This is a genomic window from Klebsiella sp. Lac1 (genome assembly GCF_009825425.1).
Classification (GTDB): Bacteria; Pseudomonadota; Gammaproteobacteria; order Enterobacterales; family Enterobacteriaceae; genus Klebsiella; species Klebsiella electrica.
Genome location: NZ_VJZJ01000001.1, coordinates 2341574 through 2359917, shown reverse-complemented (window position 1 = coordinate 2359917; position 18344 = coordinate 2341574). Strand labels below are relative to the sequence as shown.

Genomic DNA, 18344 nt, shown 5'->3' with positions numbered 1-18344 from the left:
ATTATGGCTTTCAAATTATCATCACCCAAAACCGTTCAGATTCATTATCTCAGCGGGTATCTCTGCGATAAGCAAATCGAAATCGACCTGATTTATGCCGTCGAAAGCGTCCGGCAGGACGACGCTGGTGTGGTCAAGGCTTCGCTATCCGTGCGCTACGATGACCAGGCAAAAATCATGGTGGGAGATTACCCCGTTACGCTGGATACCACATCATCAAAATCCTGGGCTGAGCAGGCAGAAGCGCAAATTATGGAGCTGGAAGAGTTTTCTGGTTCAGTTGCTTCATAAAGCCGCCTGTAGAGAAAATTGATAGCCGCAGCCTCTTTGATCTGCCTCCTGAATGAAATTACTGTATGTATAAACAGTGTTTTAAGGAGGGCAGATCATGCTCCATCAATCAGACATCACACAAGCATTCCGTGAGTCGATCACGGTTAACCCGAAAGGCTATCGGTATCTACGCACAAGGGACTTCGTTTGCGCACTGCAGCGTAAAGGGATTCATTTCTCGGGGCGTGAAGCAAACCAATGGATAGAGCGATATCAAACATACTTCGTTGACAAGACGCCAGACGATTCGGAAAACCGGTTGTGGATGCTCAGAAACATGGGGATGGTGCTGTAACGCATGCGATCAGCGATATGAGGAGTGATGAGAGGAAGTTTTGAAATTACCAACAGGGGTGTTGCTCGAAACTTTCCCGTCGCCCATCCCGAATAAGATGGCAACGGTTTGATCTTGAAGGAATCAATTGGTAAGTGTTGGTAACTATATTTTGATGGTTTTATGAGGTTAAGCTATTGAAGCATATAGATAAAAACGAGATAGACCATAAACAGGAATCGTGTTCGGTCTCTTTTTATCTGAAACTTATCAAATCGTTACGCAATAAGACCGCAAATCATCCCGCATTTCGCGTTACGGTCTTTTCCCCTTATACCACAACAAAAAACGCCTTCACATTCTCTTTACAGAAAATCTGAGCCGGATTACGGGTCAGCCTCTGGCGATGACGCACCGCGCTTTTGGAGAGCAGGCCGTCATCTGAGCGGGATATTCAGGCGCCGAATATACGCCGGGATATGATTTTATGGCGAACTATTTGGCTGCTTATTGATAGCAAATAAAAGGGCGGGGTGAAGAAGGTGGCGTGATCAAAACAAGGCATTATTCAGGGGCGGTGAATGACGGATACAGCTGGGATTCAAGGTAGCTGACGAGGGCCCAAACTTCACCGCTGAAAATAAACCAAAGCGCAGCGAGCAAAATTATTATCACAATAACCAGAAGGGCAATTTCACTTTTACTCATAACTTCAATGACTACCCGAAAGGAAAACGATGAAGGTATGATAGTAACGAAACCACAGGATAAGATGCAAACGCCGTGATTTAAAAACGGCGTTTGTTTGATATGAACAGGTGTTAGTCCGTCAGAGTTGGGGAGTCAGCTGCGCGACCTGCGCGGTCAGTTCGTCCAGCAGCTGAAAACGGCGGCGGTATTCTGCCCGCTTTTTACTGGCTATCTCTTCCAGTGATTTTCTTTCCATCTGTAACGGTAAGCGCCAGCGCCAGGCGCCATCGGCTACGCCATCAATAGACTGCCAGAACTCATCATAGCTGGCGTGGAAATGGCGCCCCTTGCTGAGACGATAGCGCAGCGCGCGGAAAACGTGACCGTTATCGCTTACGCCATAAATGGCCTGAATGTGACTTCTTGCGGCCAGCGCCCAGATAAATTCGAGCAGCAGGCGTTTAGGAAACAGACCATAGCAGGCGCGGGTGGCGAGTTTGATGACTTCGTGCGGCACATCGCGTCGCGGCCCCTGCAGTCCGCCGATAACCAGCTGCCATTGCTCCTGCTGGCGCACGACGCTGAACGTGGCGCTGGCCAGCAGCGTCTGGTTGCCGTCGTGCAGCCACAATGTGGTTTCGCCTTCGCGCTCGGCTTTACCTGCGGAGGAGGCTGAGAGAGTGAAGCGGGCCTCATCTTTGCCCTGCAATTCCAGCAGGGTCGTCTCGTTGGCGGCGGTCATCGCGGCAGCCAGCTTCGCGCCTGACAGTGAGTCGATGAACTGATAGTGGCTGATAATCGCCTGGGCGCGCTGGCTGGCGTTTAACCCACGTCTCAGATACTGGCGGTGAACTTTACCCGGCAGGGTGACCTGTGCGGCAAGTAACTGATTAAAGTCAGGACGCCCGGAAAGATTATCCAGCATCGCGCGCGTTGGCGTATAAAATAAGGCCGTACGCAATAAAAATTTAAGCCGGTAATTACGCTTTTGCCAAATCGGAGCGGGAATAAGTCTGCCCATCACCAGATCGGCAATAAGATGGGTGCGTGGCTGTTGTGCGAAGGCGGAGTGCAGGCTATTGTCCGTCACGATAAAATACCTCGTTGTTATTTAGCCTCTATTTTAAGGGTCCGGTGAGGTGAGATTAATATCCTGGCGGACTATATTTCTGTTTCGTTTATATTTGATTGAGGTGGGGATCTTCGGGAGAGCCGGGGAGCGAATTAACTATAATTGCATCAGGAGGACAAAATATGTATCAACGCATCGATGGTTCGGCCTGGCGCAATATCTGGCTGATTGGCGATCTGCACGGCTGCTTTGCCTTATTGATGAGCCAGTTGCGGCATATAAAATTCGACCCTTACCAGGATCTTCTCGTTTCCGTGGGCGATTTGATCGATCGCGGGCCGCAAAGCGCGAAATGTCTCGCGCTTCTCGACTGCCGCTGGTTCTGTGCGGTGCGCGGTAATCATGAACAGATGGCGCTGGATGCGCAGGAGAGCGGGGTGCAGACGCTATGGGCCATGAACGGAGGCCACTGGTATCAGGAGAGCACGCGCAGCGAACGGCGACACATTGACGAACATCTCAGGAGCTGTCGCCAGCTGCCGCTGATCGTGGAACTCAGCGCCGGATCGCAGCGTCATATTGTGGCCCACGCCGATTACCCGGCGGCGACCTATCGTTGGCAGCAGCCGGTCGACGAACAACAGGTGCTCTGGAGCCGACAACGGCTGATGGATCATCTGGCTGGTCGACATGGCGCGATAGGTGGAGCGGACCACTTCTGGTTTGGCCACACGCCGTTGAAGCAACGCTATGATAGCGATAATCAACATTATATTGATACGGGGGCGGTATTCGGCGGTACGCTGACTCTGGTACAGCTGCAATCAACGGTTTAAAAATCGCTGTATTCGCGGGCAGGCTGCCAGAAACTATCAATAAAATCCTCAACCGGAAAACAGCCGCCATGGCGTATCCGCTGATCGTCCATCGCGACAAGGCACCGTTGTTCATTATCGTAAACGTCGACGACAATATCTTCGCAACCACCGTCCAGATAACAAATAAACAAAACTAAGGCGAACATCGTGGCCCCATGTTTGGGTTTGTTATCAGTATAGGGTAGCCCATAAACGGCGGGAATAAATAACCCGTCTCAGGCGACGGGTTCTTTTTGAATCAGGCAACGCGCATGACCCAGGCATCGGATTGTTGATCGTAGTGCTTACGGTAGAGGACGGAATGTTGGCCATCAAGAATGGCAGGGACGCTGGTTTCCGCATCCCAGCCATCCAGCTGCATGCAGAGGTCCGGATCGGATTTGCAAGGAATACTTAACGTTCGCTCTCCCTGCTGTTCGCCGTGCAGCTCGGCATCATCTATCTCAAATGCGCCGATTCGAATGTTGGTTTTACGCATAAATTCACCCCGTTGTTGCGCTGAGTTGTGGTACGACCAGTCGGGCCGACATTTTTCAGCGTAGACAACGGGGGACAAACCGCCAGTAAAAAAATGCGGTTTTTTTGCACTCTATCACGCCTTGCCGGCAAAAAGTTTACCGTCGCGAACCAGCTCTCGCGGATAGCTGTTTTTCAAACGGGAGCCGACTTTTTTCGCCAGCCCCAGGGGCGCCCCCTGGAACGTGACGATGACTTCATCCTGCTGCGGCGGCGTTTGCGGATAGATGTCGCGGCCGCGATACCACTCTTGCGCTTCATCCGGTGTCAGTTCAAAAGGGGCATCCGGCGCGGCGAGCGCAATGACCGCTTCGTACTGCCAGCGATAGCCTTTGTTATGGGTTTCCGCCAGGCGAATGCCAATCCGCGAAAAACGGACCTGGCCTATCAATGATTCCAGCGCTTTCGGGAACAGCCAAATCTCTTTATCACGCTGCCACAGCGTATGACCGTCATCCCAGCGCAGTCCGATGGCGGCGGCAGCGGCGGAAATCGCTGCTGCCTCACGGCTTTTAAGCGCTGAGAAAGGAAATTTTCCGACTTTGTAACCCGGCGCCGGTAGCGCTTCGATCGCCGCGGTTTTCTTGAGGCGGGCAACAAAAAAGCCTTCGCAGTCAAAAATCTGCGGAAAGACGTGGAGAAATCCCTCTGCGGTTAAGGCATCCGTCGCCTGCGGGAACAGCGCCCCGAGCGCTAGCACCTCGACCGCCTGCGGATAGCGGGCCAACAGCCACTGCACGACCTCTTCGTTCTCTTCCCGGTTGAGGGTACAGGTTGAGTACACCAGCGTGCCGCCGGGGCGCAGCGCGTGAAATGCGCTATCGATCAGCTCCCGCTGGGTTTCGGCGATCTGCTGATTACTCTCCGGCGACCAGTTTTTCAACGCATCGGGATCTTTGCGCACCACCCCTTCGCCGGAGCAGGGCGCATCCAGCAGGATGGCATCAAAGCACTCCGGCAGCGCGGCGCCAAACACCCGGCCATCGAAGTGGGTCAAGGCAACGTTGCTGATGCCGCAGCGGCTGATATTGGCATGCAGCACTTTAACCCGGCTGGCGGAAAACTCATTGGCGAGGATCCCGCCTTCATTTCCCATGCGCGCGGCGATCTGCGTGGTTTTTGAGCCCGGCGCGGCGGCCACATCCATGACCCGCTGCGGCATGTCGCCATCGGCAAACAGCGCGGCAACCGGCAGCATCGAGCTGGCTTCCTGAATATAAAACAGGCCGCTGAGATGTTCGGCGGTGCTGCCCAGCGGCAGGGCGTCCTCATCATCGCGTTCGATCCAAAAGCCCTCTTCGCACCACGGGATCGGCGTCAGCTGCCAGCCATAGGGCGCTACCCGCTGCACAAAGTCGGTGACGGAAATTTTCAGCGTATTCACGCGCAGGCTGCGGCGCAACGGGCGCTGACAGGCGGCGATAAACGCCTCGAACGAGAGATGCGTAGGCATCGCGTCACGCATTTGAGCAAGGAATTGGTCAGGAAAATAGACTGCGTTTTGAGCCACGGGTGCGCACCACAAGAAAAAAGGGTGCGCAGTTTATCATAAACGCTCCGGCGGGGGACACCGGAGCGTTTTGCTTACTGTGGCAGGGCTGTGCCCCATTCACGCCACTCTTTTGGTTCGTTTTCCAGCAGCAGGAAGTGTTTGCCATCCTGCGCCTTCGGTGCCAGCGGCGTGCCCGGGGGGGTGGCGAAGGAGATGCCGCCGCGAATGAACTGGTTAAAGGTCCCGGTTTTCACGACGCCGCCAATCAGGCCAAAGTCGAGGTTATAGCCGGAAGAGAGCCAGAAGACCGAATTGTTACGCACCAGATACTGATAGCGTTTGCTGATCCGCAATTTGACCATCACGCGATCCGACATCGAGCCCAGCGTCAGCCCGGTGACCGTACCGACTTCCAGTCCGCGGAACAGTACCGGCGTCCCGATATCCAGCGACCCGGCTTCCGGCACTTCAACCACGATGCTCAGACCGTCAATATAGCGGGAGTCGCTAATGGTCGTTTCCTGAATTTCGAAATCACGGCGTGGCGTGCCGCGACCAGGTTCAACATTGATATAGGGCTGGAAAATGGTATCCAGGTGTTCGACGCCCGCCGCAGAAATCTGCGGGGTGATCACCGAGAAGCGTGTCCCGCCGCGGGTGAAGGTGTCGACGTACTCCGGATAGAGAACCGCTTTCGCCTGAACTTCGTTTTTCGCGGTAATCAAATTCAGGGACTGGATCTGGCCGATATTAATGCCCAGATAGCGGATCGGCATTCCTGCGGAAATTTTACCTGCATCAAAGGCATGCAGCGTAATCTGGCCACCGACCGCCCGCGCGGCGGTTTCGGAAGCGTAGAGAATACGTTTGTTGCCCATTCGCGCGCCGGCGCTGCTACCGCTGAGATCGTCGAAGCTAATCGCGCCTTTCAGGGCCCGCGACAGCGGTGACGCCTGCACCGTCAGACCATTGCCATCGAGCTGGACTTTGGCGCCCCCCTCGGCCCAGAAGACGCTATTGTTGGTCAACAGATGGCGATATTCCGGCTTGATATGCAGATCGATATCAAAGGCATTGCGGCGGGGTTTAACCGAAATGATCTCGCCGACGGCAAACTTACGGTACAGCACCACCGAGCCTTCCTGCACATCCGGCAGGGTTTCAGCCGTCAGGCTGAGGGTGGTGGTGGGCACTTCGCTAAGGCTGTTTTCTTCCGCCTTCTCCATATTGGCATACAGCGGATAGCTGGCCTGGATGGCCCCTTTCTCGCCAGGGATAATGCGAATACCGCCTTCGACCCACTCGCTGGCGCTGGCGCCCAGCACTTTAATGCCATCAAAACCCACCTTCACATCAAAGCGGCTGTTAACGACAAATTTACTGTCGCCGCGCACCAGGTCGCGATACTCAGGAGTAATGGCCACCTGGAACGTGACGCCTTTAGCGGTCAGCTTGCGCTCCAGAACCTGGCCTACTTTCACGCCGTGCAGCACCAGCGGCTGCCCGGCATCAATACCGTAACTCTCCGCCGCCGTGAGCGTGAGGGTAGCCACATCCGGTTCTTCGAGCAGGGATTTATCGGCCGGAAGCACCACAAAGTGATTCCGCGTCTCTCCCTCTCCAGGCACCAGTTCGAAGGTATTCCCGGTCAGCAGGGCGCTGAGGCTGGGGTTATCCAGCGAGATTTTCGGCTTTTTCATCTGGATAAGCGTCTTCTCCCTGAGCAGGGTGACAACGCTTGGATCAACCGTCATCTCACCGGTCACTTTACTGCCGGGATTAAGGTTGAGTTTGGTCAGTTGCCCGACTTCCAGCCCCTGATACATGAGCGGAGTGGAGCCGGCTTTCAGACCTTCGCCGTCAGGCAACTCCAGAGTGACCAGGACCCCGCGCTGGCTGTGAGCCAAATCTTCGTACAGACCAAACTCATCGTTTTGTTGCGCGGCCTGGGAATCGGCAGGAGAGTCAAAGGCAATGGCGCCGTTAACCAGCGCGGACAGGCTTTCGAGCTGGACCTTCGCGCCGCTGAGGCCGACATCGGCCTTAACGCCTGACACATTCCAGAAGCGGCTGCCTTTTTTCACCAGGTTCGTAAAGCGGCGTTCGATCAGCACATCGATAGTGACGCCCTGGTTGTTATCATTGAGCGCAAAATCGTAAACCCGGCCCACCGGAATCTTGCGGAAGTAGACCAGCGAACCGCTGGTGAGCGAACCGAGGTCCGGCGCCTGCAGATGAATCATCAGCTCGCCGTTGTTGATATGGTATTTCGGCTGGGTATCGAGGGCGACGAAATGGTCCTCCGGGTCGCCCTGGCCCGGCATCATACCGATATAGTTACCGCCAACCAGCGCATCAAGTCCGGATACCCCGGCCAGCGAGGCTTTCGGCGTAACCAGCCAGAACTGGGTATCCTTGCGCAGAGCCTCTTTCATATCGCCTTTCACGCTGGCAGAGACTTCAATTTTGCTCAGATCTTTGCTCAGCGAGATATTCTCGACGGTGCCCACCTCGACCCCCTGGTAGCGGATAGGCGTGCGCCCCGGGACAATCCCGTTGGCCGACTGGAAGTCGATGGTGATGGTCGTTCCGCGATCGTTATAGCTGGTCCAGATCAGCCAGATGGCGATCAACAGGGCTATTACCGGCAGCAGCCAGAATGGCGAGATGCGACGTTTGGTTTTAATTCTGGCTTCAGTCGGTGAAGCGGGCGTTTCCTGACTCATGTGCGTCCCAAAGTAAGCGGCTGTCCAGCCATTCAACAGCAAGGATAGTTAATATTACCGCGGCGCCGAAATATACCGCAGCAGGCCCCATCGTGAAAGCGAGGAGTTGGTCGCGATTAATCAGTGACATGGTTAATGAGATAACAAAAAGATCCAACATGGACCAACGGCCGATCCAGGTAATCAGCCGCAGCAGGATGATGCGGGTACGCAGCCCCTGTTCGCACTTGAATTGTATGCTTACTAACAGCGTAAACAACACAATAACTTTGGTAAATGGCACCAGGATACTGGCGATAAACACCACGCCAGCAATCGCCACATTGCTATTGGCCAACGACATGATCCCCGACAGAATCGTGTCATCCTGGCGCGCGCCGTTGACGTAAATAATCGAGATCGGCAGCAGGTTAGCGGGCAGCAGGAAGACCATCGAAGCAATCAGCCCGGCCCAGCTCCGCTGCAGGCTTTGCGGCCGTCGATGGTGGAGCGGCGTATGGCAACGTCGGCAGCGTCCGCGGGGATCGCGAAAGCCGGTGTAATGACAGCCGGTGCAAACCTGTAGCGCCGGGTCGGCCCGAAACGCGGGTCGCTGGGGATAAAATCGCTCCCACAACTCTTCGACGTTCATATGAATGATAGTCAGAATGCTCAGCAGGGTGAGCGAGATAAAGGCCACAAGCCCGACGCCCGGTTGCAGGAAGGCGTAATCCTGCACTTTGATAGAGGCCACACCGATACCGACCAGATAGATATCCAGCATCACCCACTCTTTGAGCTTCTCCAGCATCAGCAGCACCGGGCGTAAATTCATGCCCAGAACGTTTCCCAGCCAGAGATAGGAGATAGAGATGACCAGCAGCGCCGGCGCGCCAATCGCGCAAAACAGCACCATCGCGGCAGTGAGCGGATCGCCCTGACCGGTCATTTGCCAGATCCCCTGAATCACGTTGGCATCGATACGTACGCCGAGCAGATGCAGACGCAACAGCGGCTCGGTCCAGGCGAAGGGCATCAGGAGTATCATGGTAATGGCCATACAGCCCAGCCGCGTCAGAGACCAGTCACGGCCATCGCGCACTTTCGCATTGCAGCGGGGGCACCAGGCGCTTTGATGACGCTTCAGCACCGGCAAACGAAAAAGAACGTCACACTGCGGACAGCGGTGATAATGCGCCTGCGGCAGCGAACTGCTTATCGCATGCACGACCATCTTTTTTGCCGGTGTTATCGGTTGTGTTTTTAGTGGCATTTATTACGTACAGGTATGAATGTATCTCACTATATTAACCCAGGAATGAATTCATCTTGAGCCTGAACGCATTTAATGCTTATTTTATTAGGCAATGCGTATTTTGCTGTAAGACAACTAAGTGACTGGATAATGAACAAAACAGAATTTTACGCGGACTTGAACCGTGATTTTCAGGCATTAATGGCAGGCGAGACCAGTTTTCTGGCCATGATCTCTAATACCAGCGCGCTGTTGTTTGAGCGTCTGAGCGAGGTCAACTGGGCAGGTTTCTATCTGCTTGAAGGGGAGACGCTGGTTTTAGGACCATTCCAGGGCAAACTGGCCTGCGTACGGATTCCGGTCGGGCGGGGCGTTTGCGGCACGGCCGTGGCGCAAAATCGCGTCCAGCGGGTAGATGATGTCCATGCCTTCGCGGGACATATCGCATGTGATGCCGCCAGCAATTCGGAAATCGTCTTTCCGCTGCAGGTTAACAATCAGATTATTGGCGTTCTGGATATCGACAGCACCGCCGCGTCCCGCTTCACCGCTGAGGATGAACAGGGGCTGGCTGAGCTGGTCGCGCATCTGGAAAAACTCATTTCTGCGACTGACTATCAAAAAATATTCGCCCACGTCGCAGGATAATCAACGGATAACGTAGCATTTAGCGATGGCGTCATTATAATGACGCCTGTTCATGCCTGCGGCTTGTTGGCTACGTCCGTTGTAATCAGGAAATTTCATGGAAAATCAACCTAAGTTGAATAGCAGTAAAGAAGTTATCGCGTTTCTGGCCGAACGTTTCCCTCAGTGCTTCAGCGCTGAAGGCGAAGCTCGCCCCCTGAAAGTCGGTATTTTTCAGGATCTCGTGGAGCGTGTTGGGGGGGAGATGAATCTCAGCAAAACCCAACTTCGTGCCGCTTTACGTCTTTATACTTCGAGCTGGCGCTATCTGTACGGCGTTAAGCCTGGCGCAGTCCGCGTTGACCTTGACGGCAACCCGTGCGGCGAACTGGAAGAGCAGCATGTTGCTCACGCTCGTCAGCAGCTCGAAGAAGCAAAAGCTCGCGTTCAGGCGCAGCGCGCAAGCCAGCAGGCGAAAAAACGCGAAGCCGCCGCGGCTGCGGGGCAGCAGGAAGACGGTGCTCGTCGTGAGCGCAAGCCGCGTCCTCAGGTTCGTCGCAAAGAAGGCACCGAACAGCGTAAGCCGCGTCCAGCCGTTGCGAAAGCACCGCGTGAAGAGCGTCATACCCCTGTATCAGATCTGACTGCGTTAAGCGTTGGCCAGGCTCTGAAGGTGAAAGCAGGCAACAACGCCATGGACGCCACCGTTCTGGAAATCACCAAAGATGGCGTTCGTGTACAGCTGACTTCTGGTATGTCAATGATTGTACGCGCAGAACACCTGGTGTTCTGAAACGGAGGCCGGGCCAGGCATGAACAAATTCTTTAAGCTCACCGCGTTTGCGGGCCTGCTGGCAATAGCAGGCCATGCGTTCGCCGTGGACGATATCACTCGAGTTGACCAAATCCCCGTGCTGAAAGAAGAGCCGCAGCACGCGACGGTGAGCGAGCGCGTAACCTCGCGCTTTACCCGTTCTCACTATCGGCAATTTGATCTCGACGACGCCTTCTCGGCAAAAATTTTCGACCGCTATCTGAATCTGCTGGACTACAGCCACAACGTGCTGTTGGCCAGTGATGTTGCTCAGTTCTCGGCGAAGAAGAATCAAATCGGCGATGAGCTGCGTACGGGAAAGCTGGACGTTTTTTACGACCTGTATAACCTGGCGCAGAAGCGTCGTTTTGAGCGCTATCAGTATGCATTAAAGGTGCTGGAACGTCCGATGGACTTTACCGGCAACGACAACTTTAACCTTGACCGCAGCAAAGCCCCCTGGCCGAAAGACGAAGCCGAGCTCAACGCGCTGTGGGACGCCAAGGTTAAGTTTGACCAGCTGAGCCTGAAGCTCACTGGCAAAGATGATAAAGAAATTCGCGATACCTTAACGCGTCGCTACAAATTCGCCATTCGTCGTCTGGCGCAGTCCAACAGCGAAGACGTGTTCTCGCTGGCGATGACCGCTTTCGCTCGCGAGATCGACCCGCACACCAACTATCTCTCCCCGCGCAATACCGAACAGTTCAATACCGAAATGAGCCTGTCGCTTGAAGGTATCGGCGCGGTACTGCAAATGGATGACGACTATACGGTCATCAATTCGCTGGTTGCCGGCGGTCCGGCGGCGAAGAGTAAATCGATCGCCGTCGGCGATCGTATTGTCGGCGTCGGCCAGACGGGTAAAGGTATGGTTGACGTCATCGGCTGGCGTCTGGATGACGTTGTCGCGCTGATTAAAGGGCCGAAGGGCAGCAAAGTGCGTCTCGAAATTCTGCCTGCCGGTAAGGGTGCCAAAACCCGTATCGTCACGCTGACCCGAGAGCGCATTCGTCTTGAAGACCGCGCGGTGAAAATGTCGGTGAAAACCGTCGGCAAACAGAAAGTCGGCGTGCTGGATATCCCGGGCTTCTACGTTGGCCTGACGGATGACGTCAAGGTGCAGCTGCAGAAGCTGGAGAAACAAAACGTCAGCAGCATTGTTATCGATCTGCGCGGTAACGGTGGCGGGGCGCTGACCGAAGCCGTTTCGCTTTCTGGCCTGTTTATTCCATCCGGCCCGGTTGTCCAGGTTCGCGACAACAACGGCAAGGTGCGTGAAGACAGCGATACCGATGGCGTGGTGTACTACAAAGGCCCGCTGGTGGTGCTGGTCGATCGTTTCAGCGCCTCGGCGTCTGAAATTTTCGCCGCTGCGATGCAGGATTATGGCCGCGCGCTGATCGTCGGGGAGCCGACCTTCGGTAAAGGGACCGTCCAGCAGTACCGTTCGCTGAACCGTATCTACGATCAGATGCTGCGCCCTGACTGGCCGGCGCTGGGTTCCGTACAGTACACCATCCAGAAATTCTATCGCATCAACGGCGGTAGTACTCAGCGCAAGGGCGTCACGCCGGACATCATGATGCCGACCGGTAGCGAAGAGCGTGAGACCGGCGAGCAGTATGAAGATAACGCGCTGCCGTGGGATAGCGTCAATGCGGCGACCTACGTGAAATCTGGTGATTTACAGCCGTTTAATCCGCAGTTGCTGAAGCTGCACGAGGCGCGGATCGCCAAAGATCCTGAGTTCCAGTACATCATGAAGGACATCGCTCGCTATAACGCAATGAAAGATAAGCGTTATATTGTTTCTCTCAACTACGCTCAGCGTGAGAAAGAGAACGAAGAAGACGATGCGACGCGCCTGGCACGGATTAACGACCGCCTGAAACGCGAAGGTAAGCCGCTGCTGAAGAAACTGGACGATCTGCCGAAGGACTACCAGGAGCCGGATCCGTATCTTGATGAGACGGTCCGCATTGCGGTCGACCTCGCGCATCTTGAGAAAGAGATGCCCGCGGTAGAACCGCCGGTCAGCAAATAAGCACCCAACGGGCACAATCATTGTGCCCGTTTTTCTTTCCGTCACCCGCCAGAACGACCTCTCTGATACATACAAAATGTCAACAACTTATGTGGATGTCAGTTCGATGTGACAAAATGTAAAGTTGTGTTTTTCTCGTGACTTAGCGGGGCCTGATCGTTGAAAATTAACGTTCTACCCATACGATATGGGTAATCGCATAGTGCGTTTTGTTAAATCGAGGTTAAAAGAAAATTATGATGCGAATCGCGCTTTTCCTGTTGACCAACCTGGCAGTGATGGTGGTATTCGGGCTGGTGTTAAGCCTGACGGGAATTCAGTCAAGCAGCATGACCGGGTTACTGATCATGGCGCTGCTTTTTGGTTTTGGTGGTTCGATCGTTTCGCTGATGATGTCGAAATGGATGGCGCTGAAATCCGTAGGTGGGGAAGTCATTGAGCAGCCGCGCAATGAAACAGAACGCTGGCTGATGAACACCGTCGCGCAGCAGGCGCAGCAGGCGGGTATCGGCATGCCGCAGGTTGCTATCTACCACGCGCCGGATATCAACGCGTTTGCCACCGGCGCACGCCGCGATGCTTCTCTGGTCGCCGTAAGCACCGGGCTGTTGCAAAACATGAGTCGTGACGAAGCTGAAGCGGTCATCGCCCACGAAATCAGCCACATCGCCAACGGCGACATGGTCACGATGACGCTGATTCAGGGGGTAGTGAACACCTTCGTTATCTTTATCTCGCGTGTTATCGCGCAGATTGCCGCCGGCTTTTTGGGCGGAAACCGGGATGACAGTGAAAGCAGCAATGGCAACCCGCTGATTTACTTTGCCGTAGCGACCGTGCTGGAACTGGTGTTCGGTATTCTGGCCAGCATTATTACCATGTGGTTCTCGCGCTACCGTGAATTCCACGCCGATGCCGGGTCTGCCAGACTGGTTGGCCGTGAGAAAATGATTGCCGCGCTGCAGCGCCTGAAAACCAGCTATGAGCCGCAGGAAGCCAGCAGCATGATGGCGTTCTGCATTAACGGCAAGGCGAAGTCGATGAGTGAACTGTTCATGACGCACCCGCCGCTGGATAAACGTATTGAAGCGCTGCGCAGCGGTGAATACCTGAAGTAACGTGTGGCAGAGTAGATAAAAAATCCGCGACCTTCGGGCAGCGGATTTTTTTATGGCCGCAGCCTGGCGAGAGCGGCTACTGTCCCGGTCGAGGCTGAGTCACGCGGAGCCCGCTGACGGCGGCGGCAATCACCGCCAGTCCACCGGCCAGCAGCAGCGCGCTGTGGGTGCCGCTGTTGCCCTGCAGGTTAAGCAGCAGGGCAACCAGCGCCGCGCCGGTACTTTGACCGAGCAGACGCGCGGTCCCCAGCATTCCGCTGGCACCGCCGCTGCGATGGCCCGGGGCGGAAGAGATGATGGTATGGTTGTTCGGCGACTGGAACAGGCCAAAACCCGCGCCGCACAGCGCCATGCGCCAGATAATATCCAGATCGGAGGGCGACGCGGGCAACAGCGCGAGGCCAAACAGACCGCAGGCCATCACCAGCAGGCCGATGGCCCCCAGTAATCCCGCGTGTACTTTCTCAATCATATAACCCGCCAGCGGCGCCATCACCATAGTAGCCAGAGGCCATGGCGTCAGCAGCAAGCCGGTTTCGACTTCGCTGCGGCCCATCATCGATTGCAGGAAGAAGGGCAGAGAAACCAGCGCCAGCATTTGCGCGCAGAATGAGCAAATGGAGGTGCAGATAGAAAGGGAAAACAGCGGGATGCGCAGCAGATCAATCGGCAACAGCGGGACCGGCATCTGCAGCTGGCGGCGCACAAAGAAAAAACCGATGACCAGCATCGCGACCACTTCCGCAAGCACGACCCGTCCCGACTGGCCCTGGGCAAAACCGCCGAGAGCGGTGATCAACAGGCCAAACGTCAGCGCATTCATGATGGCGCTGGGGAGATCGAAGCGAGTGATTTTACTCCGGCCAACGTTCGCCGGCAGGTAACGCAGGGCGAGGATAAGCGACACAATCCCGAGTGGGATATTAATAAAAAACAGCCATTGCCAGGAGGCGACCGAGAGAATCGCCGCCGCAATGGTGGGACCGGCGGCTGATGAAACTGCCACCACAAAGGAGTTAATCCCCATGCCGCGCCCCAGAAAACGCTGTGGGAAAATCAGCCGGATCAGCGCCGTATTGACGCTCATCAGCGCGGCGCCGCCAAGGCCCTGCGCGACGCGGGCCAGCGTCAGCATCTGTAGACTATGGGAAAGCGCGCAGGCGAGCGAAGTGAGAGTAAACAGCGCAAGGCCGATTTTATAAATACGTCGATAGCCGAACATATCACCGAGAAAAGAGAGCGGCAGAAGGGCAATGACGATGGCTATCTGGTAGGCGTTGACAATCCAGATTGACGCCGCCGGTGAAGCGTTTAAATCGGTGGCGATAGTCGGCAGAGCCACGTTGGCTATTGCGCCGTCGAGCACCGCCATGGCCAGCCCTAAAACGATGGTCAGCATTGCGCCGTAGCGCTGCGGCAAAGGCAGGCCATCGGAAATATTTTTATCCATGTTGAATATGCTTCTTGATGGTAATTATTCTCTGAGTAATGATTTTAGCATTGATTATTCAGCTGTATGTCGCAGATTTGTAACGAATGAGCAGAAGAACGATTGCGAGGGGCGCGATGCGAATTTATAATAAAAACCGGTTCTGATTTTTATAAAACAGTTACGATGAGGTGATAAATGGCAGTTGCAGATTTGGATAAACAGCCAGATTCTGTCTCTTCGGTATTGAAGGTTTTTGGCATTCTGCAGGCGCTTGGCGAAGAGCGTGAAATTGGCATTACCGAACTGTCCCAGCGCGTCATGATGTCAAAAAGCACCGTTTATCGCTTTTTGCAAACCATGAAATCGCTGGGCTATGTGGCGCAGGAAGGCGAATCTGAGAAATACTCGCTGACGCTCAAGCTGTTCGAACTGGGCGCGCGTGCGCTACAGAATGTCGATCTGGTCCGCAGCGCCGACATCCAGATGCGCGAGCTTTCGCGGCTGACCAAAGAGACGATCCACCTGGGGGCGCTGGATGAAGACAGCATCGTCTATATCCACAAAATCGACTCCATGTACAACCTGCGGATGTACTCACGCATTGGCCGCCGTAACCCGCTGTACAGCACCGCTATTGGTAAGGTGCTGCTGGCGTGGCGCGATCGCGCTGAAGTTGAGCAGATTCTTGAAGGCGTGGAATACAAACGTAGCACCGAGAGGACCATTACCAGTACGCAAGCGCTGCTGGGCGTTCTGGATCAGGTTCGTCAGCAGGGCTACGGCGAAGATAATGAAGAGCAGGAAGAAGGGCTGCGCTGCATCGGCGTACCGGTTTTCGACCGCTTTGGCGTAGTGATTGCGGGCCTGAGCATCTCCTTCCCGACGCTGCGTTTCTCCGAAGAGCGTCTGAGTGAATACGTGGCAATGTTGCACACGGCGGCGCGTAAGATTTCTGAGCAGATGGGGTATAACGACTATCCATTCTGACCGAATGGCGGTCTGGTCGGTTGAGCGACAGCGGGGATGCGTTTCCCGCTATCGCGTTTATGCATCAACCTTTATCGATAACGGTTTCGCTTTTACGTAAAATCGGGCAGTCGGTAACACCGATAATACCGCTATCAGAATGAACATATTGTGCGGTACTGGTGCCGCGAGCCGTCAGATATTTACACTGAAGCCCCAGCCCCGCAGCGTTCTCATTGCTGCCAATCAGAATGCCATAGCCGCTCAATAATATCCCAATCCATACAATAGCCAGTACGACAATGGAACGAATGATTAATCGCATTGTTGCCTCATAGTTTGCGTTATCCCTGAGTTTATTTTGCCAGCTACACGTCTTGAAACAAGTCTATGATTCCTAAACTTGTCTTTCGTATTACAGTTAGCCACGGTTTAAGATGCTCATGTTATCCTGGAACCATCTGATACTGATGCGGAGAATGGAGTGAAAAAATTACGCTGGGTTTTGCTGATAGTCATCATAGCGGGCTGTTTGTTGCTGTGGACTCAGATGCTTAACGTAATGTGCGATCAAGATGTACAGTTTTTCAGCGGCATCTGCACAATCAACAAGTTTATCCCCTGGTAAGACATTTTTCTGACGACCGATTTCCTTCTGCTGCGCGAGTGGTAGAATGTACGCCTTCTCTTTGAGGTGGTGAAATGAGTGAGTTACTGAATCCTGGGTTCTTAAATCTGGCATCGCTGGCACTGTCCGTCGTGCTGCTGCTTGTCGGTTTGTTGTTATGGTTTTTTGTTAATCGCGCAAGCTCGCGCACCAACGCGCAGATTGAACTGCTGCAGGCGTTACTGGACCAGCAAAAGCGGCAAAATGCGCTGCTGCGCCGTCTCTGTGAAGCCAATGAGCCTGAGAAAGAAGAGGTTACTAAGACTTCGGCGGGAGAGAAAGACGATGACGACTTTATCCGTCTCGTCGCCGAACGGTAACTGACTGACAGGTGTGCACCGCCTCGGTGTGCACCTGGATCAATGGGGCTCTATAACTTTTTCTTATCCTTTCCGATCGTTTTGTTACACTTCCTCGCACGCTGAATGTGTCCCTGCTCCCAATTCTGGCTATTGACGCCATTGATTTTTTAGTTATTCAAATTAAATAATAACAATCTGTTTTAATTGTCTGATGAAAAAATATCGTCATGAATGCTTCATGTTTGAATTGTAATATAAATAATATTTATAACGTAATCGTGTGACAATTTTATATCTCTACCTCCGCAGAATTTAAGCGAAATTTCGACTATAGATATGACCTTTTATACGCATCATTATGCACCGGCCCTGACCCTGGCTGCTGAAATGCGCTGGCAGAATAGCCCGTTGTCTGGACGAAGCGAAGTTGTTGAGCTAGGGTAAAAAAAGTTGCAACCATAGGGTTGGCGATAGAGCGAATCCCGTGGCAGCGGCAAGGGTAGCCCTCGGCGGTAAAGACGCATAAATGTGCAGGTGATCAAATGATTCCCTTATAATTTGTGCGAAGGATCGAGACACGTTTAAAAATGGCTTGCCATTATTTACGTTGTATGTGATAACACCTTTCGGGTTAAACGAGGTACAGTTCTGTTTATGTGTGGCATTTTCAGTAAAGAAGTCCTGAGTAAACACGTTGTCGTTGAATACCGCTTCTCTGCCGAACCTTATATTAGTGCCTCATGCAGTAACGTGTCAGTTTTATCTATGTAAGCGCCTGTGGGCGAAGAAAACAGTCTAAGGAATTTTGCAAATGGCAAAGATTAAAGGTCAAGTTAAGTGGTTCAACGAGTCTAAAGGTTTTGGTTTCATTACTCCGGCTGATGGCAGCAAAGACGTGTTCGTACACTTCTCCGCTATCCAGGGTAATGGCTTCAAAACTCTGGCTGAAGGCCAGAACGTTGAGTTCGAAATTCAGGACGGCCAGAAAGGTCCGGCTGCAGTTAACGTTACTGCTATCTGATTCAAGACCACTCATCTTGTAAGAAAAGCCTCGCCTCTGCGGGGCTTTTTAGTCTTTATTGCAAAATATGTCCATTTTTCCCCTTCCGTCGCGCTTTGTTGCAAAACAACATCCTTATTCGCATAGTTTCGCATT

20 protein-coding genes and 1 pseudogene are annotated in these 18344 nt (G+C 53.9%); 12 read left to right on the top strand and 9 right to left on the bottom strand.

The features are described 5' to 3' along the window. Positions 1 to 3 precede the first annotated feature (3 nt). Together FNY10_RS11430 and FNY10_RS11425 are read left to right on the top strand one after the other, a co-directional pair. Positions 4 to 291, top strand: a complete 288-nt coding sequence (locus tag FNY10_RS11430) for a hypothetical protein (protein ID WP_160726281.1) — start codon at positions 4 to 6, stop codon at positions 289 to 291. A 97-nt stretch (positions 292 to 388) separates the two neighbouring features. Further along, positions 389 to 628, top strand: a complete 240-nt coding sequence (locus tag FNY10_RS11425) for a hypothetical protein (protein ID WP_160704492.1) — start codon at positions 389 to 391, stop codon at positions 626 to 628. A gap of 543 nt (positions 629 to 1171) precedes the next feature. Here the strand turns inward: FNY10_RS11425 and FNY10_RS11420 are convergent. Together FNY10_RS11420 and FNY10_RS11415 are read right to left on the bottom strand one after the other, a co-directional pair. Next, positions 1172 to 1315, bottom strand: a complete 144-nt coding sequence (locus FNY10_RS11420; RefSeq protein WP_141964342.1) for an Ecr family regulatory small membrane protein — start codon at positions 1313 to 1315, stop codon at positions 1172 to 1174. 121 nt (positions 1316 to 1436) lie between these two features. After that, positions 1437 to 2408, bottom strand: a complete 972-nt coding sequence (locus tag FNY10_RS11415; RefSeq protein WP_208764247.1) for a VirK/YbjX family protein — start codon at positions 2406 to 2408, stop codon at positions 1437 to 1439. A 143-nt stretch (positions 2409 to 2551) separates the two neighbouring features. Here FNY10_RS11415 and pphA point away from each other — a divergent pair, with 143 nt between their 5' ends. Continuing rightward, the gene (gene pphA / locus FNY10_RS11410) at positions 2552 to 3205 is read left to right on the top strand and encodes a protein-serine/threonine phosphatase (protein ID WP_131047781.1); all 654 of its coding nucleotides are present in this window, start codon (positions 2552 to 2554) and stop codon (positions 3203 to 3205) included. On the opposite strand, the gene FNY10_RS11405 is transcribed toward pphA, so the two are convergent. From FNY10_RS11405 to yebS, 5 genes are all read right to left on the bottom strand, one after another. Next, positions 3202 to 3393, bottom strand: a complete 192-nt coding sequence (locus tag FNY10_RS11405) for a YebW family protein (protein WP_100682323.1) — start codon at positions 3391 to 3393, stop codon at positions 3202 to 3204. The two genes, pphA and FNY10_RS11405, sit on opposite strands and share 4 nt — an antisense overlap. Positions 3394 to 3485: 92 nt before the next feature. Continuing rightward, the gene (locus FNY10_RS11400; RefSeq protein ID WP_100682324.1) at positions 3486 to 3725 is read right to left on the bottom strand and encodes a YebV family protein; all 240 of its coding nucleotides are present in this window, start codon (positions 3723 to 3725) and stop codon (positions 3486 to 3488) included. 114 nt (positions 3726 to 3839) lie between these two features. Further along, entirely contained in the window at positions 3840 to 5273 is a 1434-nt protein-coding gene (gene rsmF, locus FNY10_RS11395) for a 16S rRNA (cytosine(1407)-C(5))-methyltransferase RsmF (RefSeq protein ID WP_141964344.1), read from the bottom strand. 74 nt (positions 5274 to 5347) lie between these two features. Next, complete coding sequence (locus FNY10_RS11390) at positions 5348 to 7981, bottom strand: PqiB family protein (RefSeq protein WP_141964345.1); 2634 nt, start codon at positions 7979 to 7981, stop codon at positions 5348 to 5350. Further along, positions 7950 to 9233: a membrane integrity lipid transport subunit YebS gene (yebS, locus tag FNY10_RS11385; RefSeq protein ID WP_100682327.1), complete on the bottom strand. Its 1284-nt coding sequence runs from the start codon at positions 9231 to 9233 to the stop codon at positions 7950 to 7952. The genes FNY10_RS11390 and yebS overlap by 32 nt, the downstream gene beginning before the upstream one ends. A gap of 132 nt (positions 9234 to 9365) precedes the next feature. Here yebS and FNY10_RS11380 point away from each other — a divergent pair. From FNY10_RS11380 to htpX, 4 genes and pseudogenes are all read left to right on the top strand, one after another. Further along, positions 9366 to 9879, top strand: a pseudogene (locus tag FNY10_RS11380) (GAF domain-containing protein). Between the two features lie 81 nt (positions 9880 to 9960). Beyond that, the gene (gene proQ, locus FNY10_RS11375) at positions 9961 to 10635 is read left to right on the top strand and encodes an RNA chaperone ProQ (protein WP_004863942.1); all 675 of its coding nucleotides are present in this window, start codon (positions 9961 to 9963) and stop codon (positions 10633 to 10635) included. 19 nt (positions 10636 to 10654) lie between these two features. Beyond that, on the top strand, positions 10655 to 12703 hold the full coding sequence (gene prc, locus FNY10_RS11370) for a carboxy terminal-processing peptidase (protein ID WP_141964346.1): 2049 nt from the start codon (positions 10655 to 10657) through the stop codon (positions 12701 to 12703). 236 nt (positions 12704 to 12939) lie between these two features. Continuing rightward, positions 12940 to 13821: a protease HtpX gene (htpX, locus tag FNY10_RS11365; RefSeq protein WP_004863936.1), complete on the top strand. Its 882-nt coding sequence runs from the start codon at positions 12940 to 12942 to the stop codon at positions 13819 to 13821. Positions 13822 to 13897: 76 nt separating this feature from the next. On the opposite strand, the gene FNY10_RS11360 is transcribed toward htpX, so the two are convergent. Then, positions 13898 to 15271, bottom strand: a complete 1374-nt coding sequence (locus FNY10_RS11360; RefSeq protein WP_100682330.1) for an MFS transporter — start codon at positions 15269 to 15271, stop codon at positions 13898 to 13900. A 177-nt stretch (positions 15272 to 15448) separates the two neighbouring features. Between FNY10_RS11360 and kdgR the strand changes: the two genes are divergently transcribed. Next, a complete protein-coding gene (kdgR, locus tag FNY10_RS11355; RefSeq protein WP_100682331.1) occupies positions 15449 to 16240 on the top strand; it encodes a DNA-binding transcriptional regulator KdgR in 792 nt (263 codons plus the stop codon). Positions 16241 to 16304: 64 nt separating this feature from the next. Here kdgR and FNY10_RS11350 read toward each other — a convergent pair whose 3' ends face one another. Next, complete coding sequence (locus FNY10_RS11350; protein WP_004863927.1) at positions 16305 to 16544, bottom strand: YobH family protein; 240 nt, start codon at positions 16542 to 16544, stop codon at positions 16305 to 16307. Between the two features lie 159 nt (positions 16545 to 16703). On the opposite strand from FNY10_RS11350, the gene mgrB reads away from it, so the two are divergent. The 4 genes from mgrB to cspE all read left to right on the top strand — a co-directional run bounded on the left by mgrB (position 16704) and on the right by cspE (position 18209). Continuing rightward, positions 16704 to 16847 (top strand): PhoP/PhoQ regulator MgrB, encoded by a 144-nt coding sequence (gene mgrB / locus FNY10_RS11345; RefSeq protein WP_002911375.1) that lies wholly within the window; start codon positions 16704 to 16706, stop codon positions 16845 to 16847. Positions 16848 to 16921: 74 nt separating this feature from the next. Next, on the top strand, positions 16922 to 17206 hold the full coding sequence (locus tag FNY10_RS11340; protein ID WP_100682332.1) for a YebO family protein: 285 nt from the start codon (positions 16922 to 16924) through the stop codon (positions 17204 to 17206). Between the two features lie 636 nt (positions 17207 to 17842). Further along, positions 17843 to 17959, top strand: a complete 117-nt coding sequence (locus tag FNY10_RS11335; RefSeq protein WP_049267871.1) for a DUF2627 domain-containing protein — start codon at positions 17843 to 17845, stop codon at positions 17957 to 17959. A gap of 40 nt (positions 17960 to 17999) precedes the next feature. Continuing rightward, positions 18000 to 18209: a transcription antiterminator/RNA stability regulator CspE gene (gene cspE, locus FNY10_RS11330; protein ID WP_001062678.1), complete on the top strand. Its 210-nt coding sequence runs from the start codon at positions 18000 to 18002 to the stop codon at positions 18207 to 18209. The last annotated feature ends 135 nt before the right edge of the window (positions 18210 to 18344 follow it).